Source organism: Lichenibacterium ramalinae (assembly GCF_004137085.1).
GTDB lineage: Bacteria > Pseudomonadota > Alphaproteobacteria > Rhizobiales > Beijerinckiaceae > Lichenihabitans > Lichenihabitans ramalinae.
Map to the genome: position 1 here is coordinate 75,535 of NZ_QYBC01000018.1, position 26,047 is coordinate 101,581.

25 protein-coding genes and 1 pseudogene are annotated in these 26,047 nt (G+C 72.8%); 17 read left to right on the forward strand and 9 right to left on the reverse strand.

Annotation, left to right across the window (positions count from 1 at the left end):
* The first annotated feature begins 13 nt into the window (after positions 1–13).
* From D3272_RS19945 to D3272_RS19975, 7 genes are all read left to right on the forward strand, one after another.
* Complete coding sequence (locus tag D3272_RS19945) at positions 14–796, forward strand: ABC transporter ATP-binding protein (RefSeq protein WP_129221026.1); 783 nt, start codon at positions 14–16, stop codon at positions 794–796.
* Positions 797–858: 62 nt separating this feature from the next.
* Positions 859–1,503: an ABC transporter ATP-binding protein gene (locus D3272_RS19950; protein WP_129221027.1), complete on the forward strand. Its 645-nt coding sequence runs from the start codon at positions 859–861 to the stop codon at positions 1,501–1,503.
* Positions 1,504–1,520: 17 nt separating this feature from the next.
* On the forward strand, positions 1,521–2,723 hold the full coding sequence (locus D3272_RS19955) for an ABC transporter substrate-binding protein (protein WP_245496688.1): 1,203 nt from the start codon (positions 1,521–1,523) through the stop codon (positions 2,721–2,723).
* 1 nt (position 2,724) lies between these two features.
* Positions 2,725–3,645: an ABC transporter permease gene (locus D3272_RS19960; RefSeq protein ID WP_245496689.1), complete on the forward strand. Its 921-nt coding sequence runs from the start codon at positions 2,725–2,727 to the stop codon at positions 3,643–3,645.
* Positions 3,642–4,421: an ABC transporter permease gene (locus tag D3272_RS19965; RefSeq protein ID WP_129220971.1), complete on the forward strand. Its 780-nt coding sequence runs from the start codon at positions 3,642–3,644 to the stop codon at positions 4,419–4,421. The genes D3272_RS19960 and D3272_RS19965 overlap by 4 nt, the downstream gene beginning before the upstream one ends.
* Positions 4,408–5,466 carry an ABC transporter ATP-binding protein gene (locus tag D3272_RS19970; protein ID WP_129220972.1) on the forward strand — a complete coding sequence of 353 codons (1,059 nt, stop codon included), beginning with the start codon at positions 4,408–4,410 and terminating at the stop codon, positions 5,464–5,466. The genes D3272_RS19965 and D3272_RS19970 overlap by 14 nt, the downstream gene beginning before the upstream one ends.
* Positions 5,467–5,500: 34 nt before the next feature.
* Positions 5,501–7,729 (forward strand): MGH1-like glycoside hydrolase domain-containing protein, encoded by a 2,229-nt coding sequence (locus D3272_RS19975; RefSeq protein ID WP_129220973.1) that lies wholly within the window; start codon positions 5,501–5,503, stop codon positions 7,727–7,729.
* Positions 7,730–7,811: 82 nt separating this feature from the next.
* On the opposite strand, the gene D3272_RS19980 is transcribed toward D3272_RS19975, so the two are convergent.
* Genes D3272_RS19980 through D3272_RS19990 form a run of 3 tightly spaced genes read right to left on the reverse strand, consistent with a single transcriptional unit; the run spans position 7,812 to position 10,803 of the window.
* Positions 7,812–9,563 carry a TadE/TadG family type IV pilus assembly protein gene (locus D3272_RS19980; RefSeq protein ID WP_129220974.1) on the reverse strand — a complete coding sequence of 584 codons (1,752 nt, stop codon included), beginning with the start codon at positions 9,561–9,563 and terminating at the stop codon, positions 7,812–7,814.
* Entirely contained in the window at positions 9,554–10,219 is a 666-nt protein-coding gene (locus D3272_RS19985) for a TadE/TadG family type IV pilus assembly protein (protein WP_129220975.1), read from the reverse strand. Before D3272_RS19985 ends, D3272_RS19980 begins: the two co-directional genes overlap by 10 nt.
* Positions 10,213–10,803, reverse strand: coding sequence for a TadE/TadG family type IV pilus assembly protein (locus tag D3272_RS19990; protein ID WP_129220976.1), 591 nt, complete (start codon positions 10,801–10,803; stop codon positions 10,213–10,215). Before D3272_RS19990 ends, D3272_RS19985 begins: the two co-directional genes overlap by 7 nt.
* 270 nt (positions 10,804–11,073) lie before the next feature.
* Here D3272_RS19990 and D3272_RS19995 point away from each other — a divergent pair, with 270 nt between their 5' ends.
* The 4 genes from D3272_RS19995 to D3272_RS20010 all read left to right on the forward strand — a co-directional run bounded on the left by D3272_RS19995 (position 11,074) and on the right by D3272_RS20010 (position 15,198).
* Positions 11,074–11,718 carry a nucleoside/nucleotide kinase family protein gene (locus D3272_RS19995; protein ID WP_129220977.1) on the forward strand — a complete coding sequence of 215 codons (645 nt, stop codon included), beginning with the start codon at positions 11,074–11,076 and terminating at the stop codon, positions 11,716–11,718.
* Between the two features lie 85 nt (positions 11,719–11,803).
* Positions 11,804–12,739 (forward strand): aminotransferase class IV, encoded by a 936-nt coding sequence (locus D3272_RS20000; RefSeq protein ID WP_129220978.1) that lies wholly within the window; start codon positions 11,804–11,806, stop codon positions 12,737–12,739.
* 20 nt (positions 12,740–12,759) lie between these two features.
* Positions 12,760–13,497, forward strand: a complete 738-nt coding sequence (locus tag D3272_RS20005; protein ID WP_129220979.1) for a sulfotransferase-like domain-containing protein — start codon at positions 12,760–12,762, stop codon at positions 13,495–13,497.
* Between the two features lie 114 nt (positions 13,498–13,611).
* Positions 13,612–15,198, forward strand: coding sequence for a gamma-glutamyltransferase (locus tag D3272_RS20010; protein WP_129220980.1), 1,587 nt, complete (start codon positions 13,612–13,614; stop codon positions 15,196–15,198).
* Positions 15,199–15,427: 229 nt separating this feature from the next.
* Here D3272_RS20010 and D3272_RS28025 read toward each other — a convergent pair whose 3' ends face one another.
* From D3272_RS28025 to D3272_RS20020, 3 genes and pseudogenes are all read right to left on the reverse strand, one after another.
* Positions 15,428–15,775 (reverse strand): XRE family transcriptional regulator, encoded by a 348-nt coding sequence (locus D3272_RS28025; protein ID WP_165361432.1) that lies wholly within the window; start codon positions 15,773–15,775, stop codon positions 15,428–15,430.
* Positions 15,776–15,824: 49 nt separating this feature from the next.
* Positions 15,825–16,271 (reverse strand): annotated as a pseudogene (locus tag D3272_RS28030) (type II toxin-antitoxin system RelE/ParE family toxin); the annotation flags it as partial.
* Positions 16,198–17,076, reverse strand: coding sequence for a LysR substrate-binding domain-containing protein (locus D3272_RS20020; RefSeq protein ID WP_129220982.1), 879 nt, complete (start codon positions 17,074–17,076; stop codon positions 16,198–16,200). The pseudogene D3272_RS28030 and the gene D3272_RS20020, both read right to left, overlap by 74 nt.
* A 117-nt stretch (positions 17,077–17,193) precedes the next feature.
* Between D3272_RS20020 and D3272_RS20025 the strand changes: the two genes are divergently transcribed.
* The 4 genes from D3272_RS20025 to D3272_RS20040 all read left to right on the forward strand — a co-directional run bounded on the left by D3272_RS20025 (position 17,194) and on the right by D3272_RS20040 (position 20,213).
* Positions 17,194–17,478 carry a DUF1127 domain-containing protein gene (locus tag D3272_RS20025; RefSeq protein ID WP_165361433.1) on the forward strand — a complete coding sequence of 95 codons (285 nt, stop codon included), beginning with the start codon at positions 17,194–17,196 and terminating at the stop codon, positions 17,476–17,478.
* Positions 17,479–17,557: 79 nt separating this feature from the next.
* Entirely contained in the window at positions 17,558–18,241 is a 684-nt protein-coding gene (locus tag D3272_RS20030; RefSeq protein ID WP_129220984.1) for a DUF969 domain-containing protein, read from the forward strand.
* Positions 18,238–19,197: a DUF979 domain-containing protein gene (locus tag D3272_RS20035; RefSeq protein ID WP_129220985.1), complete on the forward strand. Its 960-nt coding sequence runs from the start codon at positions 18,238–18,240 to the stop codon at positions 19,195–19,197. The genes D3272_RS20030 and D3272_RS20035 overlap by 4 nt, the downstream gene beginning before the upstream one ends.
* Positions 19,198–19,202: 5 nt before the next feature.
* The gene (locus D3272_RS20040) at positions 19,203–20,213 is read left to right on the forward strand and encodes a DUF2891 domain-containing protein (protein WP_129220986.1); all 1,011 of its coding nucleotides are present in this window, start codon (positions 19,203–19,205) and stop codon (positions 20,211–20,213) included.
* A gap of 44 nt (positions 20,214–20,257) precedes the next feature.
* Here D3272_RS20040 and D3272_RS20045 read toward each other — a convergent pair whose 3' ends face one another.
* Together D3272_RS20045 and D3272_RS20050 are read right to left on the reverse strand one after the other, a co-directional pair.
* On the reverse strand, positions 20,258–21,754 hold the full coding sequence (locus D3272_RS20045; RefSeq protein WP_129220987.1) for an AMP nucleosidase: 1,497 nt from the start codon (positions 21,752–21,754) through the stop codon (positions 20,258–20,260).
* A gap of 109 nt (positions 21,755–21,863) precedes the next feature.
* On the reverse strand, positions 21,864–23,420 hold the full coding sequence (locus D3272_RS20050; RefSeq protein WP_165361434.1) for a Ppx/GppA phosphatase family protein: 1,557 nt from the start codon (positions 23,418–23,420) through the stop codon (positions 21,864–21,866).
* Positions 23,421–23,604: 184 nt separating this feature from the next.
* Between D3272_RS20050 and D3272_RS20055 the strand changes: the two genes are divergently transcribed.
* Both D3272_RS20055 and D3272_RS20060 read left to right on the forward strand, forming a co-directional pair.
* Positions 23,605–24,588 carry an SDR family NAD(P)-dependent oxidoreductase gene (locus D3272_RS20055; protein ID WP_129220989.1) on the forward strand — a complete coding sequence of 328 codons (984 nt, stop codon included), beginning with the start codon at positions 23,605–23,607 and terminating at the stop codon, positions 24,586–24,588.
* 18 nt (positions 24,589–24,606) lie between these two features.
* Positions 24,607–25,227, forward strand: coding sequence for a PRC-barrel domain-containing protein (locus tag D3272_RS20060; RefSeq protein ID WP_129220990.1), 621 nt, complete (start codon positions 24,607–24,609; stop codon positions 25,225–25,227).
* Between the two features lie 128 nt (positions 25,228–25,355).
* Here the strand turns inward: D3272_RS20060 and D3272_RS20065 are convergent, their stop codons facing one another.
* Positions 25,356–25,979: a LysE family translocator gene (locus D3272_RS20065; RefSeq protein WP_129220991.1), complete on the reverse strand. Its 624-nt coding sequence runs from the start codon at positions 25,977–25,979 to the stop codon at positions 25,356–25,358.
* Positions 25,980–26,047: the final 68 nt, after the last annotated feature.

Genomic DNA, 26,047 nt, shown 5'->3' on the forward strand with positions numbered 1-26,047 from the left:
GGGCCGCCCGGCGATGGACCTGCTGGCGGTCGAGGGCCTGGCTAAGTCCTACGGGGGCGTCGGGGCCGTGCGGGGCGTGTCCTTCGCGCTCGCCCCCGGCGAGGTGCTGGCGCTGATCGGACCGAACGGCGCCGGCAAGAGCACCTGCTTCAACATGCTGAACGGCCAGATCCGCCCCGATGCCGGCCGCATCCGGCTCGCCGGCACCGACGTCACCGGCATGGCGCCGCGCCGCATGGCGGGCCTCGGCGTCGCCCGCTCCTTCCAGATCGCCGCGACCTTCGGGTCGATGACGGTGCGGGAGAACGTGCAGGCGGCCTGCCTCGTCCACGCGGGCGGCATGGCCAGGCCCTTCGGCCGTGCCGACCGCCGCTTCCGGCCCGAGGCGGAGCGCTGGCTCGACCACGTCGGCCTGCTCGCCCAGGCCGACAGGCCCGCCGCCGAACTCGCCTACGGCGACGTCAAGCGCCTCGAACTCGCCATGGCGCTGTCGGGCGCGCCGCGGCTCCTGCTCATGGACGAGCCGACGGCCGGCATGGCGCCGAAGGAGCGCCACGGGCTGATGCGCGCCACCGTGGACCACGCGCGCCGCAACGGCATCGGCCTCATGTTCACCGAGCACGACATGGACATCGTCTTCACCCACGCCGACCGCGTCCTGGTGCTGAGCCGCGGCCGCCTCATCGCGGCGGGGCGGCCCGAAGCGGTGCGCGAGGACCCGGACGTGCGCGCCACCTATCTCGGCGGCGGCCTGACCTTCGCGGCGGCGCCCGGCCGGACGGAGGCGGTCTCGTGACGGCGCTGCTCGCGGCCGAAGGGCTGAACGGCTGGTACGGCCGCGCCCAGGTGCTGTTCGGCATGGGCGTCACGGTCGGGCCCGGCGAGGTCGTGGCGCTGCTGGGCCGCAACGGCGCCGGCAAGTCGACGACCTTCAAGGCCATCGCGGGGCTGCTCGACCGGCGCGAGGGGCGCGTCGCCTTCGCGGGCGAGGACGTGTCGCGCCTGCCGACCCCGGCGCTGGTGCGCCGCGGCCTCGCCTACGTGCCGGAGGACCGGCGCATCTTCGCCGACCTCACCGTCGAGGAGAACCTGTCGGTCGGCCGCCAGCCGGCGCGGGCCGGTTCCGCCGCCTGGACCCCGGAGCGGCTCTTCGCGCTCTTCCCCAACCTCGCCGAGATGCGCCGCCGGCGCGGCGGCGCCATGAGCGGGGGCGAGCAGCAGATGCTGTCGATCGCGCGATCGCTGATGGGAAACCCGCGCCTCGTGCTGCTCGACGAGCCCTCCGAAGGGCTCGCGCCCAAGATCGTCGAGGACCTGGCCCTCGCCATCCTGGAGCTGAAGCGCGAGGGGCTCGGCATCCTCCTGTCCGAGCAGAACCTGCATTTCGCCCGGCTCATCTCGGACCGCGCCGTGGTGATCGATCGCGGCCACGCGCGGCTTTCGGCCACCATGGCCGAGATCGCCGACGATGCCGAGGCCTGTGCCGCCTACCTGGCGGTGTGACGAGTGGGGTCGCCGCCATGTCCACGGGGTCGTCGAACGGGGCCGGGCGCGCCCGAGACGCCATCGACGACCGCGGCGTGGCGCCGTGGCGTCGGTATGCCTACAATTCGACCGTGATGGGAGACAGCGTGATGTCAGGATCGCAGTGGACTCGCCGTGATGTGGCCCGCGGGCTCGGGTTCGGCGTGGCGTCGGCCGCGGCCGCGACTTGGCCGGGCGGTGCCCGGGCCGCCGAGGCCAAGAGCATCACGGTCCTGAACTGGCAGGGCTACGGCACGGACCTCGCCGCGGGTGTGCAGCACTTCAAGTCCGCGACCGGGATCGAGGTCAAACACGACTATTACAATTCCGAACCCGAGATGCTGACCAAGCTGCGGACCAACCCCGGCGCCTACGACGTCGTGCTGGTCAACTCGGCCCGCGACGCGCAGGCCAAGGCGGACGAGCTGATCGACCCCGTCGATCTCGGCAAGCTGCCGAACGCCGCCGGGCTGGCGCCGGCCTTCAAGACCAACCCCAACATCGTCATCGACGGGCAGACCTACGGGGTGCCCTGGGTCTGGGGCATGAACGCCATCGCGGTCAGGACCGGCAAGGGGTTCAAGGTCGACAGCTACGCGGTCTTCGAGGAGGCCGCCTTCGCGGGGCGGGGCGCGCTCTTCGACGACGCCGTCACGGAGATCGCCGTCGCGGCGCTGATGCTCGGGCAGAACATCAACGATCCGAAGGACATGAAGGCCATCGCGGCCCGGCTCAAGAGCTTCAAGCGGGACGTGAAGCTCGTGTGGTCGAGCGAGGACGAGTGGAACAAGGCCTTCGCGGCCGGCGCCTTCGACGTGTCGGTGTTCTGGTCGGGCGCCGTGACCCGGGCCGTCAACCTGCACCAGCAGCCCGTGACCTTCGTGGTGCCGAAGGAGGGGGCGGTCGGCTGGCTCGACAACTTCTGCATCCCGGCCACCAGCACCGGCAAGGCGGCGGGCCTGCAGTTCATCGACTACATGGTGTCGCCGCAGTTCTACGCGGAATGGGCGAAATCCGGCGCGCCGGCCTCGGCCAATGCCGCCGCCATGGCGGCCCTGCCGGAGAGCGACCTCAACCGGCAGATCCACAAGCCCGAATACCTCGACAAGCTGCAGTTCATGGGCGCCCTGCCGGAGGACCGCCGCCAGGCCTTCAACGACCTTTGGGAGGAGGTGAAGGCCTTCTACGCCCAGTCCTGACATGTCGGCGCCCTCCACCCCGGAGGGGCGGCGCGCCCGCCCCTCCATCGCCAGCCCGGAGGGGCGGCGCGCCCGCCCCGCCATCGCCACCGCGGCCCTGCTGCTGCCGGCCTATGCCTGGCTGCTCGTCGCGGTGTTCCTGCCGCTCGGCGCCATGCTGTTCTTCTCGTTCCTGAAGACCAATCCCTTCGGATCGAAGGCGCCGCTGGTCTTCACGGGCGCGCATTACCTCGCCTTCGTGACGCGGCCCTACCTCGTCGACGTCGCCATCACGTCGCTGCGCCTCGGCTTCTGGACCACGGGGATCTGCGCCGCGATCGGCCTGCCGACGGCGCTGGCCATCGCCCGCGCGACCCGCGGCCGGGTGCGCCAGACCGTGTTCCTGCTCGCCATCCTGCCCTTCTGGACCAACGGCCTCGTGCGGATCTTCTCCTGGACGATGCTGCTGCGCCAGGGCGGCATCCTCGACGACCTCGTGCATCTCGTGCTGCCCGGGGTGGGCTCGGTGGGGCTGCTCTACAGCTTCCCCGCCATCGTGGTGGGCCTCGTCCACGCCTACCTGCCGTACATGATCCTCACCTGCTACCTCGCCGTGGCGGGCATCGACGACGCGCTGATCGACGCCGCCCGCAGCCTCGGGGCGCGCCTGCCGACCGTCTTCGCCACCGTGATCCTGCCGCTGGCGCTGCCCGGGCTGGTGTCGGGCTCCATCCTCATCTTCGTGCCCGTGATCGGCAGCTTCATGGAGCCCCGCATCCTCGGGGGGCGCATCGGCGTCACCATGGGCACCGTCATCGAGGACCAGTTCACCCAGGCCTACAACTGGCCGCTCGGCTCCGCCCTGTCCTTCACCATGCTGGGCATCGTGCTGGCGATCTTCGCGCTCTTCTCGAGCGTGCTGCGGGGGCGGCTCGCCCCATGATCTGGCTCGGCCGCGCCATCCTGGCCCTCGTCCTGCTCTTCCTCTACGCCCCCATCGCCGTTATGGTGCTGATGGGGTTCAACGCGTCCGACCTCTACGCGCTGCCCTTCGTGCCGACGCTGCACTGGTTCTCCGAACTTGCCGGCAACGACAGGCTCATCGCGGCGAGCCGCAACAGCGTGCTGGTGGCGCTCGTCACGGCGGTCGTGGCGACGGCACTCGGCACCCTGGCGGCCCTGGCCCTGTCGCGCCGCAGCTTCCGGGGCAAGTCGCTGCTGCGCCTGCTGCTGCTGCCGCCCATCGCCATCCCGTGGCTCATCACCGGCACCGCCATGCTGGTCTTCTTCTACTGGACGGGGATCGGCCGCGGCCTGCACGCCATGATCCTCGGCCACGTCGCGCTGGCCATCCCCTACGTGGTGCTGGTGGTGGGGACCGGGCTGGCCTCGCTGCGCGCCGACCTCGAGGAGGCGGCCATGAGCCTCGGCGCGACGCCCTTCGGCGCCTTCCGCTCCGTGACGCTGCCGCTGCTGGCGCCGAGCCTCGTCGCGGCGGCGCTCTTCGCCTTCGCGGTGTCGCTCGACCAGTTCGTGGTCTCGTATTTCCTGGCGGCGCCCGGCGTCACGACGCTGCCGGTCGAGATCTACACATCCATCCGCAAGGGCTTCACGCCCGAGATCAACGCGGTCTCGACGATCCTGCTCGGCGCCTCGGTGGCGCTGTTCCTGGTCTTTGCCGGGCTGACCCGCATCGGAGGCGAGCGTGAGCGGCGTTGAAGTCCAGGGCATCCGCAAGAGCTTCGGTGGCGCGCCGGTGCTCGACGACGTGGCCATGCGCTTCGCCGAGGGGCGCTTCACCAGCCTGCTCGGGCCGTCCGGCTCGGGCAAGACGACGCTGCTGCGCATCATCGGCGGCTTCGAGGCGCCCGACGCCGGCACCGTCACGATCGGGGGCGCCGACGTCACCCACACGCCGCTGTGGAAGCGCCGCATCGGCATGGTGTTCCAGTCCTACGCCCTGTTCCCCCACATGAGCGTCGCCGACAACGTCGCCTACGGCCTGCACCGCCAGGGCATCCGGGGGGCGGCGGCGCGGGCCGAGGTGGCGCGGGCGCTGGCCCTCGTGGAACTCGAAGGGTTCGACGCGCGCCGCCCGAAGCAATTGTCGGGCGGCCAGCAGCAGCGCGTCGCCCTGGCCCGCGCCATCGTGACGAAACCGCGCGTGCTCCTGCTCGACGAACCGCTGTCGGCGCTCGACCGCCGCCTGCGGCAAACCATGCAGGTGGAGCTGCGCCGCATCCAGCGCGACAGCGGCCTCACCACCATCTTCGTGACCCACGACCAGGAGGAGGCGCTGACCCTGTCGGACCGCGTCGCCATCCTCGACGGCGGGCGCATCGTGCAGGAAGGGCCGCCCGCCGAGGTCTACGAGCGGCCCGCGACGCGCTTCGCCGCGACCTTCCTCGGCGACGCCAACCTCTTCGCCGGCACGGTGCGGGACGGCGCCGTCGCGACGCCGTCGGGTCCCCTGCGCAGCGAAGCCCCGCTGCCCGCCGAGGGCGCCCCCGCCACGCTGGCGGTGCGGCCCGAGAAGGTCCTGCCGCTCCCGGCGGGCGCGGCGGAGCCGGCCGGCTTCAACGCCGTCGACGCCACGCTGCGTCAGACCGTCTATGCGGGTGCGACCTCGACCCTGCTGCTGGCGACGCGCGACGGCGACCCGGTGAAGTGCTTCTGCCAGAGCCGCGACGCGCCGGCGCTGGAGCCCGGCGCCGCGTTGCGGCTCGCCTGGTCGCCGACCCACACGCTCGTGCTGGGCGGGTGAACCCGTCCGCCCCTTCCACCGCAGAGGCTTTCCCATGCTCCGCCACGCCACCATCCCGCCCGAACGCGCCTGGTCGACCTGGTCGGGTCGGCCGGCCGAGATGGTGTTCCTGCCGCTCGGCGTGCGGCTGACGCCCCTGGCCTATGCGGGCAGCCGCAACGCCGCGACGCTGTTCCCGCCGGGCGACGGCATCCGCCTCGGCCGGCACGACCTCGCCGCCTCCGCCGTCGACCTCGACCTCACCCACGCCGGCACGACCCTGGCGCTCGCCTACGACAAGCCGGACCCGTTCCGTGTCGTGGGGCGCTGGCGGGCGCCGGTGCTGGGCGAATGGGGCCTGCGCTTCTGGGTGAACCTGTGCCTGTCGGTGGAGAGCGGCGAAGCCGTGTCCTACGACGCCGAGGCCGGCGCCGCCGTGGTGGCGGTGGGCACCCGCTTCGTGGCCCTGGTGTCCGAGGCCCCCGCCGTGCAGGTCACCGGCCACGCCAGCCTCGCCGCCGTGGCGGCCGACTACGAGGCGCATGGCTACTTCCACCTCGGGTCCCGCGCCGACGCCGCGCCCGTGCTGGCGCTGCGCTTCAACCTCGAGATGGCGCGGGACAACCGCTTCGCCCTCGCCGTGGCCGATCGGCGCGACCTCGCGGTGGCGCGGGCGCGGGACGCCCTGGCCGGGGCGCCGGCCGAGCGGATGCCACCGCCCCCCGCCCAGTCCGGTCGCCACGCCGGAGCGCTCGACGCGCTGCGCGACGTGATGGGCTGGAACACGGTGTGGGACGCCGTCAACGCGCGCCCCTACACGTCGATCAGCCGCAACTGGAACCAGGCCAAGTTCGGCGGTTTCGGCGTGTGGCTCGATGACCAGCTCTACGCGGCGCTGATGGCCGGCCTGCTGGCGCCCGAGGTCGGCCGCGAGAACCTGCGCGCCGCCCTGGCCAGCGCGACGCCGCAGGGCAACTTCGCCTGCCTGGTCACCGCCAACGACGCCTGGGTGGACCGCACGCAGCTGCCCGTCGCGAGCTTCGTCGTCTGGTCCCTGTACCTGCGCGGCCGCGACCGCTCGCTGCTCGCCCTCATGGCCGGCGCCCTCGCCCGCAACCACGCCTGGTGGTGGGCCGAGCGCGACCCCGGCGGGCGGGGCCTCGTCTCCTACGGCACCTCGGACGTCGGCGCGGGGCTCTACAAGGGCACCTCCTTCGGCGCCCGCAACGAGAGCTCGATGGACAATGCCTCCATCCACGACGAGGCGCGCTACGATCCCGCCACCCGCACGCTCGATTGCCTCGACGTCGGGCTGAACAGCCTTCTGGCGCTCGACGCTGAGATGCTGGCCCTCATCGCGGCCGAACTCGGGGACGGCGAAGCCTCGCGGGCCCATGCCGCCCGGGCCGCCGCCACGCGGGAGCTGATCCGCACCGAATTGTGGGACGCGGAACGCCGCATCTTCGCCAACCGCCTCTGGTCCGGCGCCTTCGTGCGCAGCCTCGGCCCGACGAGCTTCTACCCGCTCGCCGCCGGCATCCCGGACGCCGGGCAGCTGACGCACCTGCTCGCCCACCTCGCCGACCCCGGCACCTTCGGGGGCGAGCCCGGCATTCCGGGCGTGACGCGGGACGACCCCGCCTTCGGCGACAACACCTATTGGCGCGGCCGTGTCTGGCCGCCGCTCAACTTCTGGGTCTGGCAGGGCCTGCGACGCATGGGGCGGCGCGCCGAAGCGCGGGCGCTGGCCGAGCGCAGCTTCGCGCTCTTCGGCCGGGCCTGGGCGCGGCGCCTCTGCCCGGAGAACTACAATGCCGTGACGGGCGAGCCCTTGGACCAGCCCGACACGGACGGCTTCTACGGCTGGGGGGCGCTGATGCCGCTCATGGCGGTGGGCGACGTCACCGACGTGTCGCCGTGGTCGGGATGGGAGGTCACCAACGGCGGCGAGGACGTCGTGCTCGGCCCGGTGGAGACGCCGGCCGGCGCCGTCACGGTGTCGGTGTCGGGCGGGCTGCTGGTGCTTCGCCGGGGCGACGAGACCCTGCTGGAGACCGACCTCCCCGGCACGCTGTCCGACCTGTCCATCGCGCCCGGCCGCGTCGCTTTCGTGGCCGAGGGCGCCGGCACGGTGCTGCGCCTGCCCGCGGCGCGGGGCCGCGTGCTGCTGGCGCGGGCGGGCGAGCGCGACCTCGCAGCGTCGCCCGACGCTGCGGGATGGCGTTTCACCGGGCTCGACGCCATCCGGGGCCCGACCCGCGTCGAGGTGGTCTGGTCGGCGTGAGAGACTGTGGGGGGAGGCCCGTTGCCCGGACCGCGATGTCGACACGCTCACGACCGCGGACGGGTTGCCCCGCCGGGCCGCGTCACTGGCTGATGCGCAGCGCCCCGATGCTGGCGGCGATCTGATTGAAGGCCGTGATGAGCCCGTCAGAATCGTTGGCCACGAAGGCCTGCTTGCTGTTCGAAGCGCAGTTCTGCAACAGCTGGATGCCCTGGTTGTCGATCGGATCGGACGGCACGCTGAAGCCGACCGTGTAGACCGAGATGCCCGTCGCCTTGGCGTTGTTGCAGGCTTCCAGAGTCAGGGCGTCGATCGCGTTGCGCTGCTGCGTGCTCGACGTCACGTTCTGGTTGGCACTGGGCAGGTGCGCGGCCGGGGTGCTGTTGTCGGCATTGACGAGGTAGCCGTTGGAGAAGTACATCGTCTGATTGAAATTGTTGTAGGGGTTGTCGGGCCAGGAATTGGCGCCGTCGGTCATCACCACCATGACCTTGCTGGTCGTGGTGGCGGCATAGGCGGCGCCGTCGGCGAAGACGCTGATGGGCGACAGGGTGCGCCAGCCCCACTCGACACCCTCGTGGATGTTGGTCGAGCCTGCCGCCGTCATGCTGTTGATCAGCGTTTTCAACGCCGTCGCATCCGTCGTCAGCCGCTGCAGGGGTTTGCTGACGCATTGGAAGTTGGGCCCGTTCGGCAGGCCCGTGTAATTGTTGTAGGTGGTCGGGCGCGCGTTCTTGGCCGAAACGTATTTGCAGGCCTGGCTCTCGGCCGAGGCGAAGCTGTTCGAACTCGCCGGGCAACTGTCCTTGCCGTTGGAATCGTCGATGTAGCTGTTGAAGCTGTAATTTGTGTAGGCGCTCGATTGATTGCTGGCGGGGTTCCAGGCCGCGTAGCCGGAACTGCCGCCGCCGGGTTCGTCCGGCGCGAAGAGCGGGACGTAGAGCGTGTCCCAGGCCGGCTGGCCGTTGCCGGGATTGGGGGCGCCGTCCTGCACGTTCAAGGGATAGGGCAGGCTCTCGAAACAGCCGCCCCAGTCCCATCCCGTATAGGCTTTCTTGAGGGCGGCGAAGATCGCCAGGCGGCTCGTGAACCCGGCCGCCGTGGCGCTGCCCTTGTCGACGTTGGTCCAATGATATTTCGACCGGCCGGCCGTATCGACCCAGCTCGCCGTGGCGGTCGCGCTGGGGTCGACCGCCACGGTGGCGGCGAACGGCACGACCGAGATGCGGCTGTCGGGCGAGAAGGCCCCGTTCCCCTTCACGTAGTCGACGAAATTGTCGGCCGCCTGCTGCACGGCCTGGAGCTTCGACTGCGACCCGCTCGACTCGCTCATCGAGCCGGTATTGTCGAGGACCAGGGCGATCTCGAAGGTCTTGGGCAGGGGCGTCGCGCATTGCGACGACGCCGTCACCTGGGGCGACGACACGTGCGTGAAGGCGGGGAAGAAGGTCTTGGAGTTGATGTGGGTGACGAGCGTGATCTTGCGGGGCGAACTGGTCACGCCCAGCGGGTCGATGATGACGCCCGAGCCCGCCCCCATGTAGCCCGGCACGACGATGGCGGCCTGCCCCTGGAGGGCCTGCGTCGTCGTCGACTGGGGCGTCTGGCACAGGCCGAGGGCGGTCGCGTCCGTGGCGGCCTGCAGCTTCACCTGCAGGCGCGTCGCGACGCCGTAGTCGACCGCCGCCCCGGCGAAGGCCAGCAGGGGCAGGGTCGACAGGGCGAAGATCACGGCGACGTTGGCGCCGGTGGCGCCGGCGAGGCGACGGGCCGTGCGGCCCAGGATTCGGCGGCCCAGGATTCGGCGGCCCAGGGTCTTGCGGGTCACGGGCATGCGGCACCTCCCGGCATCGTCACCTCGGGTGTGGCGTTGATGCTCTTGTGGACGATGCCGTTGCGCACCGGCCACACGAAGCTGGCGTTCAACGGGATGGAATTGCCCACCCCCGAGACGAGCCTGACGAGCGTGGTTCCCAGCATGGGGGCGTAGGGCATGGTGACTTCGGCCATAACGTATCGGTTCCCGTTGACGTTGAAGCCAGGGGGGATGCTGAGGTCCCGGGCGACGCCGGTGGGGCGCGCCGAGGCGTTGTTGTCGCTAGACACGCTCGAGCAGACCCAAGGGCTCACCAGCGACGCGGCGGTGTTCACCGCCATGGCGCTGACCACCATCTTGGCGGTGCCGGCGCCGAAGGGGCGCAACACGGCCGTGGAGGCGGCCAGGATGTCGCTCATCGTGGCGGAAGCGATGGGGTCCGCCGTGTCGCCCTGCGAGGTCAGGTCCGCCACCGTGCGGGCGAGCAGCGTCACCTTGCGCCAGTTGTCGACCGCATGGGCCATCTCGGCAAAGCCGACCCAGAGCGTCAGCATGATGGGCAGGATCAGCGCGAACTCGACCGCCGATACGCCCGCCGCATCGCCGCACAGCCTCCGCAGCGCGGGCAGGCCGCGGCGGGCGCTGGTCTTGCCGCCGGTCGCGGGCGTCAGCATGGCGCCCCCGATCCGACCGAATAGGGCTCGGTCCGGAACACCGCCGTCGACATCAGCAGTTGCGAGCCGTCGGCGAAGCTGCTGAAGCCGAGGTTCAGCAGCCCGAAGAACACCGGGAACTTCGCCGCCGCCGTGGCCACCACGATGGTGCCGGGCCCCGGACAGGTGTAGTGCGTGCCGAAGCCGGCCGACCAGTCCCGCGTGCCCGAATCGATCGGGGCCGGCAGCTTGATCGAGGCGAAGTTGGTGCCGAGCGAGACGTCGAGCTTCACGCCGGAACAGTCGAAGACCGTCACGCTCCCCCCGGACCCGCACATGCTGGTCTTCAAGGCGGCCAGCAGCGTCCCGGCGGTGGCGGACTGGCTGTTGGTCTGCTGGAACTGGCCCGTGAACAGTGAACGCGCGGTCTTCTGGAACACGAAATCGAAGTTCTGCGCGGCCCAGATCGAGAACGCGACCTGCAGGATGGCGCCAAGCAGCGCCAGGAAAGGCACGCAGACGAGCCCGAACTCGACCGCGGTCGCGCCCCGCACGTCGCCGGCCATGCGTCCCAACAACGATCGGTAGTTACGTCGGGTCGCCATCCGGAGTCCGCTACTCACGATTTAATACTGATACTACCGGCGATTATTGGTGCGATATCTTGCGAAAGTGTTCCGAGTTGAACGACATGCACGCGTATCGCCATGGCGGCTGACGTCACATCGCCGCCGGCGTCGCCCGGGGTCGCCGGGACCCGCCACGCGCTCGGCACGGCCACGGCGATCGGATAGGATGCGCCGGGCGGACCAACCCAGCCCTTCAGAACTGGCGTGCGTCGGCCACGGCGCCACGCAGGCCGGGAGACGACATCCATGGGACAGAACACCGGAACCCGCATCGATTTCGAGCACCTCGTCGCCGCCGTCGCCGGGCGCCGCGGGGACGGCCGGCTGTTCGTGGCGATCGCGGGGCCGCCGGGCGGCGGCAAGTCCACCGTGGCCGAGGCGCTGGTCGCCCGGCTCGAGGCCGCCGATCCGGGGCGGAGCGCCGTCCTCCCCATGGACGGCTACCATTACGACGACCGGGTGCTGCTCGCCCGCGGCCTGCATGGCCGCAAGGGGGCGCCCGACACGTTCGACGTCGCTGGCCTGCGCCACATGCTGGGCCGGCTCCGCCGGGACGACGAGGAGGAGGTGGCGGTCCCGGTCTTCGATCGCGACATCGAGATCGCGCGCGCCGGGGCCCGCGTCGTCCCGCGCGGCGTCCGCACGCTCGTGGTGGAAGGCAACTACCTGCTGCTCGGCCAGGCGCCCTGGTCCAGCCTGCGGCCGGCCTTCGACCTCACCGTGCTGGTGGCGGTGCCGGAGGAGGAGCTGCGCCGCCGCCTGACGGCCCGCTGGCAGGGCTATCGGCTGTCCCCCGAGGCCGTGGCGGCCAAGCTCGACGGCAACGACCTCCCGAACGGCCGCCTCGTCATGGCCGACAGCGTGGCGCCGGACCTGCTGCTGGCCCTGTGAGGCCGCGTCGCGCCGGGCGCCGGTCCTCGACAAGGCGCGGCGCCTCCGCCACCCTGCGCCGCAACGCAACGGGAGCCACGGCGGCATGAGCACGGGAACGCAGGACTACGTCGGGGATGAGCGCAACGACGACGTGCTGGTGTCGGTGGACGGCGAGCTGGTGCACCGCGACCGAGCGATGGTGTCGGTCTTCGATTCGGGCTTCGTGCTCGGCGACGGCGTGTGGGAGGGGCTGCGGCTGATCCGGGGCCGCATCGCCTTCCTGGACGCCCACCTCGACCGGCTCTACGACGGCGCCCGCATGCTGATGATCGACATCGGCCTGACGCGCGAGGCGCTGGTGGCGCGGCTCTTCGGCTGCCTCGATGCTAACGGCATGGAGGATGGCGTCCACATCCGGCTCATGGTGACGCGGGGCAAGAAGCGCTCGCCCTACCAGGACCCGCGCCTGACGATCGGCGCCGCCACGGTCGTCATCGTGCCGGAATGGAAGCAGCCCAAGCCCGACGTCTATCGGCGCGGCATCACGCTCTTCACCGCCCACGTCCGCCGCACCGGCCCGGCCGACCAGGACCCGAAGCTCAACTCCCATTCCAAGATCAACGATATCCTGGCCTGCATCCAGGCCACGGCGGCCGGGGCCGACGAGGCCCTGATGCTCGACGACCGCGGCTTCGTGGCGACCTGCAACTCGACGCATTTCTTCATCGTGCGCAAGGGCGAGCTGTGGACCTCGGGTGGTGGCTTCTGCCTGCGCGGCATCACCCGCGACGCCGTGATCCGGGCGGCCCGCGCGGCCGGCGTGCCGGTCTTCGAGCGCGACTTCTCGCTCTTCGACGTCTATGCGGCCGACGAAGCCTTCGTCACCGGCACCTTCGCGGGCCTGACGCCGGTCTCGACCGTCGACGGCCGCGCGCTTCCGGCGCTGGGCGACCCCGATGACCTGTCGGGCCCGGTGACGCGGCGCCTGCGCGAGCATTACTTCGCGCTGCGCGAGGCCGAGGCCGGGGGCCGGGCGTGACGCCGGCGCCGGAAGCCGCCATGCGCATCGCCATGTGGTCGGGCCCGCGCAACATTTCCACCGCTATGATGCGCGCCTTCGGCAACCGCCGCGACTGCGCCGTGTCGGACGAGCCCTTCTACGCCGCCTATCTCGATGCGACGGGCCTCGTCCACCCGCAGCGCGACGACATCCTGGCGAGCCAGCCGCGCGACTGGCGGGCCGTGGTGGCCCGCGTCACCGGCCCGGCCCCGGGCGGGCGTCCGGTCTGGTACCAGAAGCACATGACCCACCACATGCTGCCGGGCTTCGGGCGGGACTGGATCGACGGCGTCGCCAACGCCTTCCTGATCCGGTCGCCCGAGGCCGTGCTGCTGTCCTACGTCGAGAAGCGCGCCGAGGTGACGCTGGCCGATATCGGGCTGCCGCAGCAGGCGGACCTCTTCGACCGCGTCGCCGACCGCCTCGGCCGGGCGCCGCCCGTGGTGGATTCGCGCGACGTCCTGTCGGATCCCGCCGGCACGCTCGCCGCCCTCTGCGTCGGGCTTGGCCTCGCCTTCGACCCCGCCATGCTGTCCTGGCCCGCCGGCCGCCGGGACACGGACGGCGTCTGGGCGCCCTCCTGGTACGACAGCGTCGAGCGCTCCACGGGCTTCGCCCCGCCGCGGCCCGAGCGCGGCTTCGACGACCTGCCCGACGCCCTGAAGCCCCTCGCCGCGGCGGGGCGGCCCCTCTACGAGCGGCTGGAACGGCACAGGCTGGGCGCGACCGGCGGCTGAGTCCCCCGTCGGCGACCTGTCCGGCGACCTCGGCTCGCAGGACGGGCCGCGCGGGACGGCGGGAAAGCGCGTAGAAGCACGGCTCCTCCCTTCCGAGCCGCCCGGACCCCCACCATGGACGAGACCGAAACCTTCGCCGTCGCCGGCCTCGCCGCGCCCCACGCGCTCGCCGCCGCGGCGGGGCGCGACGTGCTGGTCGAGGGCGGCAGCGTGGTCGAGGCCGCCATCGCGGCGGCCGCCGTCAGTGCCGTCGTGGTGCCGGCGCGCAACGGGCTCGGCGGCGACGCGCTCTGGCTGATCCGCGAACCCGGACCGCGCGGCCGCACCCGGGTGCTCGACGGGCGCGGTCGCGTGGCGGCGGCGGCGCGCCTGTCCTTCTACCGGGAGCGGGGCTTCGAGGCCGTGCCGCGCCATGGCGCCGAGGCCGTGGCCGCCGCGCCCGGCACCGTCGCGGCCTGGGCCGAGGCCCATGCCTTCTCGACGGCCACGGGCGGCCGCCTGCCGCTGTCGCGCCTGCTCGCCCCCGCCGCCGCCGCCGCCCGCCAGGGTTGGGACCTCTCCGTCCGGGATGCCGAGGCCCTGTCGGCGGCGGCACCGGTCCTGTCCGCCGTGCCGGCTTTCGCCCCGGCCTTCCTGGCCGACGGCAAGGCGCCCGAGGCCGGGAGCCGGAGCGGCAATGTCGCCCTCGCCGCCACGCTCGACCATCTCGGCGCGGCGGGGCTCGACGACGCCTACCGCGGCGATGTCGGCCGCGAACTCGCCGTGGACCTCGCCGCCCTGTCGAGCCCGCTCGGCCGGGCCGATCTCCGGGCCGTGGAGGTGCGCTGGCGCGACGCGCTCGACCTCGACCTCGGCCGCCACGAGCTGACGGTGCCGCCGACGCGGTCCGGCCTCTGGGCGGCGGTGGCGCTCGGCCTCTTCGCCGGCCTCGGCGCCGACGGTTTCGCGGCCGAGAAGCGCGACGGGTTCCCCCACTGGCACGGCACGGTCGAGAGCCTGCGCGCCGCCGCCGCCATGATCGATGCCGAGGATGCGGGAGGCCGCGACCCCGCGGGCCTGCTCGACGCCGAGCGCCTCGCCCGGGCCAGCCTGGCGCTGGACCGCGAGCGCGCCCGCCGCGTGGCGCCGCCCGTCGCGCCGCCGCTCGACGAGGCGGCGGTGTGGATCGGCGTGGTGGACCGCGACGGTGCCGCGGTGTCGCTGGTCCAGACGCTCGGCGGCGCTTACGGCTCGGGCGTGGTCTCGGGCCGCACCGGCATCCTCATGGGCAACCGCGCCGCCGCCCTGGCGATCGACCCCGACCTCGGCCCGGTGCTGCGCCCCGGCCGCCGCGTCCCGCTCCGCTCCTTGCCCGCGCTGGCGACGTCGCCGCGGGACGGGCGGGTCGCGGCACTCGGGGCGGAGGGGGACGGCGCGCCCGTCCTGCTCGTGCAACTGGCAGCCCTGTTGCTGCGGGGCGACGGCCTCGGCCCGGCGGCGGCGATGCCGCGGGTCGCGCTCGGCGCCGTGCCGGGAGAGGGCGACGCCGCCGTGCTCTTCGACGACGAGCGTCCGCCCGGCCCGGTCGCGCGGCTGCGCTCGGCCGGGCACGCCATGGTGCCGGTCGCGGCGTCCGGGATCGGGGCGTGCGGCGCCGTGCTGCGCGAGCCGACGGGGCGCGTCGCGGCGGCGTGGGACGATGGTGCCGTCTCGGGGATCTGAAGCGGACCCGGCAGCCCGCGTCAGGCCCTGGCGGGACCGACGAACACGTCCCGACCGTGGGACGACGGGACGCTCGGGATCGACACCATGGGCAGGCCTCGATCAGCCCATCCTCGAAGGGCCGGCGGCGTCGGGGAGCCGGGCCGCCGTGAGGACGTGCGGAACAACATCCCGCGCCGTGGACGTCGCGTGCACGGCGCCTCCCGGGCGACGGTTCACGACGGATCGATCAGGAAACGACCGCCTCCGACGAGGCATCCTCAAGCAGGTCGGAGAAGCTCCTGATCGTCACGGCATGATCGGGAAAGCGCGCCACGATCTCCAACTCGCCCCCTATCGCCTCGATGAACCGGCGCAGGGTGGTCACGTAGAGGTCTGCTCGCTGTTCGATCGTGACGGCGGCCGCTCGCTCGATCTGCAGGATCTGCGCGATCTCGAGCTGTGACAGTTCCATGGCACGACGAACCTCGGCGATGTCCATGTCCTCGTCGAGGCGACGGGCTTCGGCTTCGGCCTTGCCCCGGGCTTCGGGAGACATGCCGGCTCGAAGTTCCGCGTAGCGACGCCTCCCGGTCATCCCGTCTCTCCTTCTGGATCTCGAGCAAATGGGTATCGTAGAGCGTGTCGGCGACCGGGATCATACGCTCGTAGAAACGCCCGTCGCCCGTCTTGTCACCACCGATCAGCAGGATGGCCGTCCGACGGGGATCGAAAGCATAGAACACACGCAACGGCTTCCCGGCGACTTGGACGCGGAGTTCGCGGAGGCGCGGATGGCGAGAGCCCGCGACGCCACTTGAATACGGAAAGGGCAGATTGGGCCCGCGTTGTTCCAGCTTCCGGACGTGGGCGTCGACGCCGGTCTGCTCGCCTTCGGCGAGCGAAGCCCACCAGTTACCGAACTCGTCGGTGTATTCGATCTCCCAACCCATGCAGCCACTATCGTCGGTCGATGATGTCCCTGCAAGCGTCGCCTGCACAGGTCCATGCAAGCCGCCCTCACGCCGCCTCGCGTAGCCCCGCGCCGCTCGGCAGCAGGCTGGCCCTGACGATGTCGCAGAGGGCGGCGGCATTGTCGGAGCGGCCGGCGGGCGCGCGGAGCAGGCCGAGCCGGACGGCTGGAAGGTTCGGCAGGCCCGATTCCGGCCCCAGCAGCCGCTGCGTGGCGGAATCCACCACGACAGCGGGCAGCACCGTCACGGCCTGTCCGCTGCGCACGACGGGCGCGATGGCGGCGTAATTGGTCGACATCAGGAACATGCGCGACGCGATGCCGGCCTGGCCCAGCGCTTCCACCGCCACCTGCCGCCAGGCGCAGCTCGGCGTCGACAGCGCCAGCGGCAGCGGCCGCTGCTCCTCGACGGCGCCGGCCCGAAGCCCCGCCACCCAGCACAGCGGCTCCTCGCGCAGGATCTCGACGCCGTGGATCTCGTCGCAATCCGTCACGATGCCGACGTCGATCTCGCCGTTGCGCACCCGCTCGGCGACCTCGGTGCTGGGGTGGCACAGGACCGACATCTCGACCTGCGGGTGGCGGCTGGTGAACCGCCCCACGATGTCGGGCAGGAAGAGTTCGGCATAGTCGTCCGGGATGCCGAGGACGACACGCCCGCTCAGCCCCGTGGCGGTCAGGTCGGCGAGGGCGGCGGCCTCCACCTGCAGCATGCGCCGGGCATGTTCGACGAGGCGCTCGCCGTCGGCGGACAGGCGGGTGCCGCGGCCGTGCTTGACGAAGAGCGGCCGGTCGAGCCGCTCCTCCAAGCGCCGCACGTGCATCGAGACGGCGCTCTGCGTCTTGTTCACCCGGTCGGCCGCGCGCGTGAAGCTGCCGGTGTCGACGATGGCCAGGAAGGAGCGGAGCTGATCGGTGTCGAGCATGATCGATCCCAAAACGCGATCGAACGCATGAAAAGCATTCGTTGGACCTATGAGTGCTCCCGGCCCAGTCTCCCGTCAAGGGCGACCGCCGCGGTCGCCCGCATCGAGGGTCCCGCCATGCTGCTGATGATCCACAAGCCCCGCGCCACCACCGCCGAGCGTGCCCTGGCCGGCCTGTCCCGTGCAGCCTCCGCGCTGTTGGCGGGGATCGATGCCGTCGTGATGTGGCCGTTCCGGGCGGCCGAGAACCGCCGCGTGATCGAGACGCTCGGCGCCATGAGCGACCACGACCTGCGCGACATTGGCCTGACGCGCCACGACCTGCGCGACTCGCTGGCGCTGCCGCCGACCTCCGACGCCGGCACCTTCCTGGCCGCCCGCCGGAGCGCCCGAAGGCGGTGAAGGACTTTGCTTAACGGCATGCAATTTGCGAGCTTCGGGGCGTCGGCCGCATCGGCGGCGTCCCCCGGAGCTCCCCGTCTTGCTCGTACTCTTCGGTATCCCGATCCTGGTGATCGGTTTCGTGATCGGCTTGAACCCGCTGCTCGTCGTCGCCATCGCCGGCACGGCGACGGGGCTGCTCGCGGGGCTCGACCCGCTCGCGATCCTGTCGGCCTTCGGCAAGGCCTTCGTGCAGAACCGCTACATCGGCATCGTGTGGCTCGTCGTGCCGGTGATCGGCCTGCTCGAGCGCTGCGGCCTGCGTGAACGGGCCCAGATCCTGATCGCGCGCGTCCACGCCGCCACCACGGGCCGCGTTCTGCTCATCTACCTCGTGATCCGCCAGCTTTCGGCGGCGCTGGGCCTCACCTCGCTCGGCGGCCACGCCCAGATGGTGCGGCCCCTCATCGCCCCCATGGCCGAGGGCGCCGAGGAGCGCCACGGCCCGCTGACGGACGACACCCGCGCCCTCATCCGCGCCCATGCGGCGGCGGTCGACAACATCGGGGTGTTCTTCGGCGAGGACGTGTTCATCGCCATCGGCTCCATCCTGCTCATCAAGGCCTTCCTGGGGGACAACGGCATCCAGGTGCAGCCCCTCGACCTCGCCGTCTGGGCCATCCCCACCGCGGTCCTGGCCTTCGCCGTCCACGGCACGCGGCTCTACCTGCTCGACCGGCGCCTCGCCCGCGCCCGCGGCACGGCGCCCGGGATGTCGGCATGATCGGGCTCGACGCCGTCTATATCCTCGCCGGGCTGATGTTCGGCGCCTTCGCGCTCCAGCATGCGCTCGACGCCGCGGCGCCGCGGCGCTGGGCCAACACGGCCTTCTGGGGCGCCTATGCGGCGACCTTCCTGTTCGGCTCGGCCCTGCCCGATGCCGTGAGCGGGCTGCTGGTGCTCCTCATGGTGGTGCTGGCGGGCCTCGGGCGGATCGGCGGCGCCAGGGCCACGGCCGGCACGCCCGAGGAGCGGCGGGCGGGGGCGCTGCGCTTCGGCGACCGGCTCTTCGTGCCGGCCCTGGTCATCCCGGCGGTGGCGCTGCTCGGCACGCTGTTCCTGAAGGACGCGACGCTCGGCGGCCGTCCCCTCATCGACCCCAAGCAGGTGACACTGGTGTCGCTGGGCCTCGGCGTCATCGCGGCGCTCGCCGTCGCCTATGCGCTGCTGCGCCCGCGCCTCGCCGCGCCGCTGACGGAGGGGCGACGGCTCATCGACGCCGTGGGCTGGGCCGCGGTGCTGCCGCAGCTGCTCGCCGCGCTCGGGGCGCTCTTCCTCGTGGCCGGCGTCGGCAAGGCGGTGGCGGAGGTCGTCACCCATGCCATCCCGCTCGACAACCGCTTCGTGCTGGTCGCCGCCTATACGGTCGGCATGGCGCTGTTCACGGTGGTGATGGGCAACGCCTTCGCGGCCTTCCCGGTGATGACGGCCGGCATCGGCCTGCCGCTCATCGTCAACGTCATGCATGGCGACCCGATCGTGATGTCGGCCATCGGCATGCTGTCGGGCTTCTGCGGCACGCTGATGACCCCCATGGCGGCCAATTTCAACATCGTGCCGGCGGCCCTCCTGGAACTGCCGGACCGGAACGGCGTCATCAAGGTGCAGATCCCCACCGGGCTGATCCTGCTCGGCTGCAACACGCTGCTGATGTATTGGCTGGTGTTCAGGGGAGCGTGAGCGCGATGCGACAGGTCCTCACGGAAACCCGGGCGGCGGACTTCGCCCGGATCGCCCTCGGGCACGTGGAGCGCGAGTTCCCCAACAAGCTTGACCACGTGCTCGACGGGCCGGGCGACGCCCGGACACCCTCCGAGCTGCACCCGGTCTTCTACGGGTCCTTCGACTGGCACAGCTGCGTCCACGGCTATTGGATGCTGGCGCGCCTGCTCGCCCGCTTCCCCGGCATGGCGCCGGCCGGTGAGATCCGGGCCCTGTTCGACCGGCAGTTCACGGCGCCCAAGCTCGCCGCCGAACTGGCCTATCTCGACCGGCCCACCTCCCGCGGCTTCGAGCGACCCTACGGCTGGGCCTGGCTGCTCAAGCTCGCGGCGGAACTGCGGCGGCTCGACGACGCGCGGGACGGCGGCTGGGGCGTGGCCGTGGCGCCGCTGGCCGAAGCCTTCGCCGACCGGTTCCTGGCCTTCCTGCCCAAGGCCACCTACCCGATCCGCACCGGCACCCATTCCAGCTTCGCCTTCGCCCTGGCGCTGGCGCGCGACTATGCGGTGGCGACCGGGGACGACGAATTCCTGGGGCTGCTGTGGCAGAAGGCCGTCGACTGGTACGGCAACGACCGCGACTGCCAGGCCTGGGAGCCGGACGGCGACGCCTTCCTGTCGCCGGCGCTGATGGAGGCCGAGTGCATGCGGCGCCTGCTCCCCGAGGGGCAGTGGCGGCCCTGGTTCGACGCATTCCTGCCGGGGATCACCGCGCGCCGGCCCGAGACTCTGTTCCGCCCCGCCGCCGTCAGCGACCGGTCGGACGGCAAGATCGCCCACCTCGACGGGCTGAACGTCAGCCGCGCCTGGTGCTGGCGCGGCCTCGCCTCCGGCCTGCCCGAGGGCGACCCGCGTCGGGCCGTCATGGAGGAGGCCGCCGACACCCATCTCGCGGCGGCGCTCGGCGAGGTCGCGGGCGACTACATGGGCGAGCATTGGCTGGCGAGCTTCGCCGTGCTGGCGCTGGATGGCTGACGGGCCGAGGCGCGCCGTCGCCGGACCTCGGCGACCCCGCGGCCTCAGCGGAACGGCGGCTCGTCGAAGGCGCGGAGCTTGCGGGAATGCAGGCCCGCACGGTCGCCGCGCAGGTGGTCGAGGGTGGACAGGCCGATGAGCAGGTGCTCGCCGACGGCGCGCTCGTAGAAGGCGTTGGCGGCGCCCGGCAGCTTGATCTCGCCGTGCAACGGCTTGTCCGACACGCAGAGCAGCGTGCCGTAGGGCACGCGCAGCCGGTAGCCCTGGGCCGCCACGGTGCCGCTCTCCATGTCGACCGCGATGGAGCGCGACAGGTTGATGCGCCGCCGCTCCTGCGAAAAGCGCAGCTCCCAATTGCGGTCGTCGTAGGTCACGACCGTGCCGGTGCGCAGGCGGCTCTTCAGCGCGTCCGGTGCCTCGCCCGTCACGGCGGCGGCGGCGGCCTGGAGGGCGAGCTGCACCTCGGCCAGGGCCGGCACCGGCACGTCCGGCGGCACGAGCTCGTCGAGGATCCGGTCGCGCCGCATGTAGCCGTGGGCCAGCACGTAGTCGCCGATGGTCTGGGACTGCCGCAGCCCGCCGCAATGGCCCACCATCAGCCAGCAATGGGGGCGCAGCACCGCGAGGTGGTCGGTGATGTTCTTGGCGTTGGAGGGGCCGACGCCGATGTTGACCAGCGTCGTCCCGGCCGGTGCCCCGGCGGCGTCGCGCCCGACGAGGTGGTAGGCGGGCATCTGCGAGCGGTGCCAGGGCGAGGCGGCGATGACGGCGGCGGGGTCGGCCCCGGCCGCGTCGCCCCGCTCGACGATGACACCGCCCGGCATCACCAGGCGCTCGTAGCCGCCGTCGCCCCGGGCCAGGGCTTCGAGCCCGACGCGCACGAACTGGTCGACGTAGCGGTGGTAGTTGGTCAGCAGGATCCAGGGCTGGATGTTGCGCCAGTCCGAGCCCGTGTAATGCACGAGGCGGCGCAGCGAGAAGTCGATCCGAACGGCATCGAACAGCGCCAGCGGCCGGGCGCCGTCCTGCTCCTCCGGCGCCCAGAGCCCGTCGGCGATCTCGTCGCCGACGGCCGACAGCAGCGGCACGGGGAAGTGGCGGGCGAGGTCCGCCGGCGTGGCGCCCGAGCGCGCGAGGTCGGCGCCGGGTTCGACCACGTAGGGGTAGGGGATCTCCTGGGCGCTCGACCCGACCTCGATGGCGACGCCGTAGTCGCGCACCAGCGGGCGGAGCTGCTCGAGGAGGTAGGGCCGGAAGTAGTCGGGCTGGGTGATGGTGGTGGTGTAGGTGCCGGGCCCCTGCAGCTTGGCGGTGGCGCGCTTGATGCGCGGCACGGGGCCGTCCGGCGCGTAGGTGATGCGCAGTTCGGGATAACGGAACTGCATGCGCGTGCCCATGTCGGGCGCGACCCCCTCGTCGAGGAAGCGCCCGAGCGCCGTCCGCAGCGCCTCGGTGGCGCCGGCGTGGAGTTCGCCGAGGCGGTCCACGGCGGCCTCGGGCGACGCCATGGTCTCGGACGGGCGGAGTTCTTCGGTCTGCACGGTGTCTCCTGGCTCGGCGCCGCACCCGACCTTGGCACCGCGGGCGCCGAAGCGCAAAGCCGGGGATGCGGTGCAGCCGCGACCCGCCCCCCGCATCCGGGGGCCGCCGTCACACCTCCACGACCTCGCTGCGCTTGACGCCGACCGCGACCGCCAGGGCGGCGAGCCGGTCAGCCACGACCTCGCTGTCGGGCACGCGGGCGGCCCGGCCGACCTCCAGGGTCAGCCGGTCGGTGCCGACCCGCAGCCGCGAGCCCTCCAGCACGTCCGGCACGCCGGCCGAGAAGCGATAGGCCAGCGTCAGCGCCCGCCCGAGGATCATGGCGCGCCGCCTGACGGCGCGGGACAGGAGCTCGACGGCGGGCGACAGGGCAGGGTCGTCGGGCTTGCCGTTGTAGCGGGCGTGGATGGCGGCCGCCACGAAGGCCCGCTCGGGATGCTCGATGCCGATGAAGGGGAACTGCAGCAGCCGCCGGAACATCTCGCCGGCCCGGAGGTCGGGGTGGTCGCGCCAGCCCATGTCGGACAGCGCGCAGGCGGCGACCCGGAGCCGCGTCTCGGCCCGGGATTCGCCCGGGAACAGCCCGGCCGTCCAGGGCACCAGGCTGGCGGCGAAGCGCGGCACGCGCGCGGCCGGCAGGCCGATCAGCGCCGCGCCCTCGATCAGCGGGTCGCGGTAGCGCTCGGCTTCGGGGAGCTGCGCGTAGAGCCAGCCCTCGCGCAGGCCCAGCGCTGAGAACACCACCCGCTCGGGCGCGAGCCGCTTCAGCGTGCGGTCCAGCACCAGGGCGGCGGCCGGCAGGGTGCGGGCGCGGCGGGCCGGCACGCCGGCGAGGGCGGGCGACGGCTTGCCGTTCGGCGCCGGGCGCCACAGCGACCGGGCGAAGCTCCGGATGGCGGCCGTGTCGACCGTGTAGCCGTGCACCACCGGCACGGGGGCGGCGGTCGCCGCCATGTGGGCCTTCGCCAGCGCCCGCCAGCCGCCGCCCACCGGGTAGAACACCGGCCGGGTCAGGGCCGGCGGCAGGCCCTCGGCCAGCAGCGCGTCGACGGCGCGTTTGGCCGCCTCCGGCCCCTTCCCCAGCAGGGCCTCCACCGGCAGGGCGCCGAGCGGCAGGCTGACCCAGCGCTCGCCCACCGTGTCGTCGAGCGCTTCCGCCACTTCGAGGCTGCCCCCGCCCATGTCGCCGACGAGACCCACGGGGCGGAAGAAGCCCGAGATGACGCCGAGCGCCGCGTGGCGCGCCTCCTCGGCGCCGCTAAGGATGCGGATCTCGAGCCCGGTCTCGGCCGTGATGGCGTGGCGCAGCGCGTCCCCGTTGCTGGCCCGCCGCATGGCTTCGGTGGCGGTGGCGTCGATGCGCCGGACCCCCATGGCGTCGGCGATGGCGCGGAAGCGCCGCACGGCCTCGACGGTGCGGCGGAAGTTGTCCGGGTGGATAACGCCGGTCTGGGCGAGGCCCTCGCCGAGCCGGCACAGGCTCTTCTCGTTGAAGCGGGGCAGGGGCGCCCGGCCCATCCGCTCGTAGACGACGAGCCGCACCGAATTCGAGCCGATGTCGACGATGGCGTAGGGTCCGCCATCGGCACCCGCGACGCGCGCGGCGTCGAGGTCGAGCGGCCGCGCGACCCCCTCGCCTCCGCTTCCCGATTCCGCCGAGTCCACGCGCCCCTCCCGTCTCCGCCTCCCGGCAGCAATGCACATCCGGCCCGCGGGATCCACCGTGCTGGGCCGGGCGTGCCGCCGAGGGTGCGCCATGGCGTCCCGCCCGTCGCCGGGGCGGGATCGCGGCTCCGACGCCTGCGTTGAGAGGTGTCGCACGCGGGCGGCCGATGGGCGGAGACAGGGCATGGCGAGACCGATCGCGGGCACGACCGTGGTGGTGGTGGGGGCGTCGAGCGGCATCGGCCGGGCGGCGGCGCTGGCCTTCGCGCAGGCCGGCGCCGACGTCGTCGTGGCGGCCCGGCGCGGCGACCTCCTCGACGAGGTCGTGCGGGGCTGCGAGGCCGCCGGCGCCCGGGCCCTGGCGGTGCCGACCGACGTCACCGACGCGGGTGCCGTCGCGGCGCTGGCCGACGCGGCCGTCGCGCGGTTCGGCACGGTCGACACCTGGGTCAACGTGGCCGGGACCGGCGTCTTCGGCCCCTACGAGGCGGCCGATGTCGCGCTCCACCGGCGGACGATCGAGGTCAACCTGATCGGAGCCATGAACGGCGCGGCCGCGGCGCTGCCGGTGTTCCGCCGGCGCGGCCGCGGCGTGCTGATCTCCACCGTGTCGATGGGCGGCTGGTCGCCGGTGCCCTTCGCGCCCGCCTACACGGCGAGCAAGTTCGGCCTGCGCGGCTTCAACGCCAGCCTGCGCCAGCAGTTCGAGGCCCACGAGGACATCCACGTCTGCGGCGTGTTCCCCGCCATGGTGGACACGCCGGGCCTCCTGCACGTCGCCAACGTGTCGGGCAAGCGCATCGACCCCGGTCCGCTGCTCTACACGCCCGAGGACGTCGCCGCCGCCATCCTGCGCCTCGCCCGGCACCCGCGCGGCGAGGTGGCGGTGGGCTGGCCGGCCCGCGCCGGGCAGATGGCCTATGCGGTCGCGCCGCGGCTGACCGAACTCGCCGTGGGGGCCGTGTTCCGTCGCCTCGTCCGCCGCGCCGGCCCGGCGCCGCGCAGCGAGGGGGCGCTGCGGACCCCGGTCGCGGTGGGGCGCGAGGCCAGCGGCGGCGCGCTCGCCCGCAAGGGCCTGCCGCCCGCCGGCACGCTCAGCGCCGCCGTGCTGGCCGGCGGCCTCGTCGTGGTGGCGGGCGTCGCGTTCGCGGCCCGGCGGCGGAGCTGAACCTTGAAGGAGCATCGCATGCGCGCAACCCTGTCGGCGGCCCTGGTGGTCGTCCTGTCGGCCTTAGCGGCCGGTCCCGCCCTGGCCGACGACACGGGCTTCATCGCCGGGGGAAGGTCCGACCTGTGGCGGGCCTCGCGCCTCGTCGGCGTCGACGTCTTCGGCCCGGACGACAAGAAGGTCGGCGACGTGACCGACGTGCTGGTCGACCACGACGGGCGTGTCGCCGCGGTCGTGATCGGCATCGGCGGCGTCCTGGGGCTCGGCCGCAAGGACGTGGCGCTGCCCTACGCGGCGCTGCACTTCACCGACGCGCCGCGTCCAAACCTGCGGGCCTCCGCCTCCGGGGCGCCCAACGCCGCCTCCGGCATGCCCACCGAGCCCGGCCTGACGGCCGATTCCGCCATCCCGGTCGAGAGCCCGGCTGCGCAGGGCGAGGCGCCCGCCGCGAAGGGCGGCCCCGTCGGGACGACCGCCGGCGTGCCGGGCGGCGCCGTGACGGGGCAGGCGGCGACGCCCGTCCCGACCGGGCAGGGCGCGGCGTCGGTCGCCCGCACCACGGCCCGGCCCGACCATGCTCGGATCGACCTCACCTTCGACCAGCTGAAGGCGGCGCCGTCGTTCACCGTCGCACCGTGAGACGCGCCGTCAGGGTGCGTCCCGCGACGGTGCGACGACCTCGGCCGGCGTGACGGGATCCAGCCGGTGGTGGCTGAGGACCGGGCCATCTCGAACAGGCCGACATCCGCCGTGGCCGGGCGTAGGCGTCAGCTCCGGGCCGCCGCGGTCGCGGCCCCGGAGACGATCAGCGCGCCCCCGCCGGCACGCCGCGACCAGAGCGCGGCGCGCGGCGTCGAGAGCAGGCGGGCGGCGCGCGACGCCGCCAGGGCATAGACGGTGTCGGTGAGGCCGACGACGCCGCAGAAGGTCACGACCAGCAGCGCCGCCTGATAGCCGTAGGAGGCGTCCCGGTCGATGAACTGCGGCACGAAGGCGACGAAGAACACGATGGTCTTGGGGTGGAACGTGCCGACCAGCACATTGCCCAGGAAGGCCGCCCGGGCCCCGATGGGGGCGGCCGGGCCAGCCTCGCCGCCGTTCGCGCGGCCGCTGCGCGCCAGCGTGACGAGGCCGAGCCCGACGAGGTAGATCGCGCCACCCCACTTCACGGCCGAGAAGGCGCGGGCCGAGGTCGCCAGCAGGGCGCCGACGCCGAGCAGCGACAGCGACATCGCCAGGAAATTGCCGGCCATCATGCCGCCGACGGAGGCCAGCGCCACGCGCCGGCCGGCGCCGATGGCGTAGCCCACGATGCTGAGGACGCCCGGCCCGGGCACGAGCCCGAGCAGGGCGGAGGCGAGCGCGAAGGCGAGCCAGGCGTGGAAGGTCATGGGCGCGAGTCCTTGAGGGTCACGGCACCCATATTGCTGCCGTCGCCCGTCGGAAGCAACCCACGGTC

Excerpts from the sequence above, each read along its gene's own strand:
- D3272_RS19945 (WP_129221026.1), top strand. The coding sequence starts at position 14 with ATGGACCTGCTGGCGGTCGAGGGCCTGGCTAAGTCCTACGGGGGCGTC.
- D3272_RS19950 (WP_129221027.1), top strand. The coding sequence starts at position 859 with ATGGGCGTCACGGTCGGGCCCGGCGAGGTCGTGGCGCTGCTGGGCCGC.
- D3272_RS19955 (WP_245496688.1), top strand. The coding sequence starts at position 1,521 with ATGTCCACGGGGTCGTCGAACGGGGCCGGGCGCGCCCGAGACGCCATC.
- D3272_RS19960 (WP_245496689.1), top strand. The coding sequence starts at position 2,725 with ATGTCGGCGCCCTCCACCCCGGAGGGGCGGCGCGCCCGCCCCTCCATC.
- D3272_RS19965 (WP_129220971.1), top strand. The coding sequence starts at position 3,642 with ATGATCTGGCTCGGCCGCGCCATCCTGGCCCTCGTCCTGCTCTTCCTC.
- D3272_RS19975 (WP_129220973.1), top strand. The coding sequence starts at position 5,501 with ATGCTCCGCCACGCCACCATCCCGCCCGAACGCGCCTGGTCGACCTGG.
- D3272_RS19980 (WP_129220974.1), bottom strand. The coding sequence starts at position 9,563 with ATGCCCGTGACCCGCAAGACCCTGGGCCGCCGAATCCTGGGCCGCCGA.
- D3272_RS19985 (WP_129220975.1), bottom strand. The coding sequence starts at position 10,219 with ATGCTGACGCCCGCGACCGGCGGCAAGACCAGCGCCCGCCGCGGCCTG.
- D3272_RS19990 (WP_129220976.1), bottom strand. The coding sequence starts at position 10,803 with ATGGCGACCCGACGTAACTACCGATCGTTGTTGGGACGCATGGCCGGC.
- D3272_RS19995 (WP_129220977.1), top strand. The coding sequence starts at position 11,074 with ATGGGACAGAACACCGGAACCCGCATCGATTTCGAGCACCTCGTCGCC.
- D3272_RS20000 (WP_129220978.1), top strand. The coding sequence starts at position 11,804 with ATGAGCACGGGAACGCAGGACTACGTCGGGGATGAGCGCAACGACGAC.
- D3272_RS20005 (WP_129220979.1), top strand. The coding sequence starts at position 12,760 with ATGCGCATCGCCATGTGGTCGGGCCCGCGCAACATTTCCACCGCTATG.
- D3272_RS20010 (WP_129220980.1), top strand. The coding sequence starts at position 13,612 with ATGGACGAGACCGAAACCTTCGCCGTCGCCGGCCTCGCCGCGCCCCAC.
- D3272_RS28025 (WP_165361432.1), bottom strand. The coding sequence starts at position 15,775 with ATGACCGGGAGGCGTCGCTACGCGGAACTTCGAGCCGGCATGTCTCCC.
- D3272_RS20020 (WP_129220982.1), bottom strand. The coding sequence starts at position 17,076 with ATGCTCGACACCGATCAGCTCCGCTCCTTCCTGGCCATCGTCGACACC.
- D3272_RS20025 (WP_165361433.1), top strand. The coding sequence starts at position 17,194 with ATGCTGCTGATGATCCACAAGCCCCGCGCCACCACCGCCGAGCGTGCC.
- D3272_RS20035 (WP_129220985.1), top strand. The coding sequence starts at position 18,238 with ATGATCGGGCTCGACGCCGTCTATATCCTCGCCGGGCTGATGTTCGGC.
- D3272_RS20040 (WP_129220986.1), top strand. The coding sequence starts at position 19,203 with ATGCGACAGGTCCTCACGGAAACCCGGGCGGCGGACTTCGCCCGGATC.
- D3272_RS20055 (WP_129220989.1), top strand. The coding sequence starts at position 23,605 with ATGGCGAGACCGATCGCGGGCACGACCGTGGTGGTGGTGGGGGCGTCG.
- D3272_RS20060 (WP_129220990.1), top strand. The coding sequence starts at position 24,607 with ATGCGCGCAACCCTGTCGGCGGCCCTGGTGGTCGTCCTGTCGGCCTTA.
- D3272_RS20065 (WP_129220991.1), bottom strand. The coding sequence starts at position 25,979 with ATGACCTTCCACGCCTGGCTCGCCTTCGCGCTCGCCTCCGCCCTGCTC.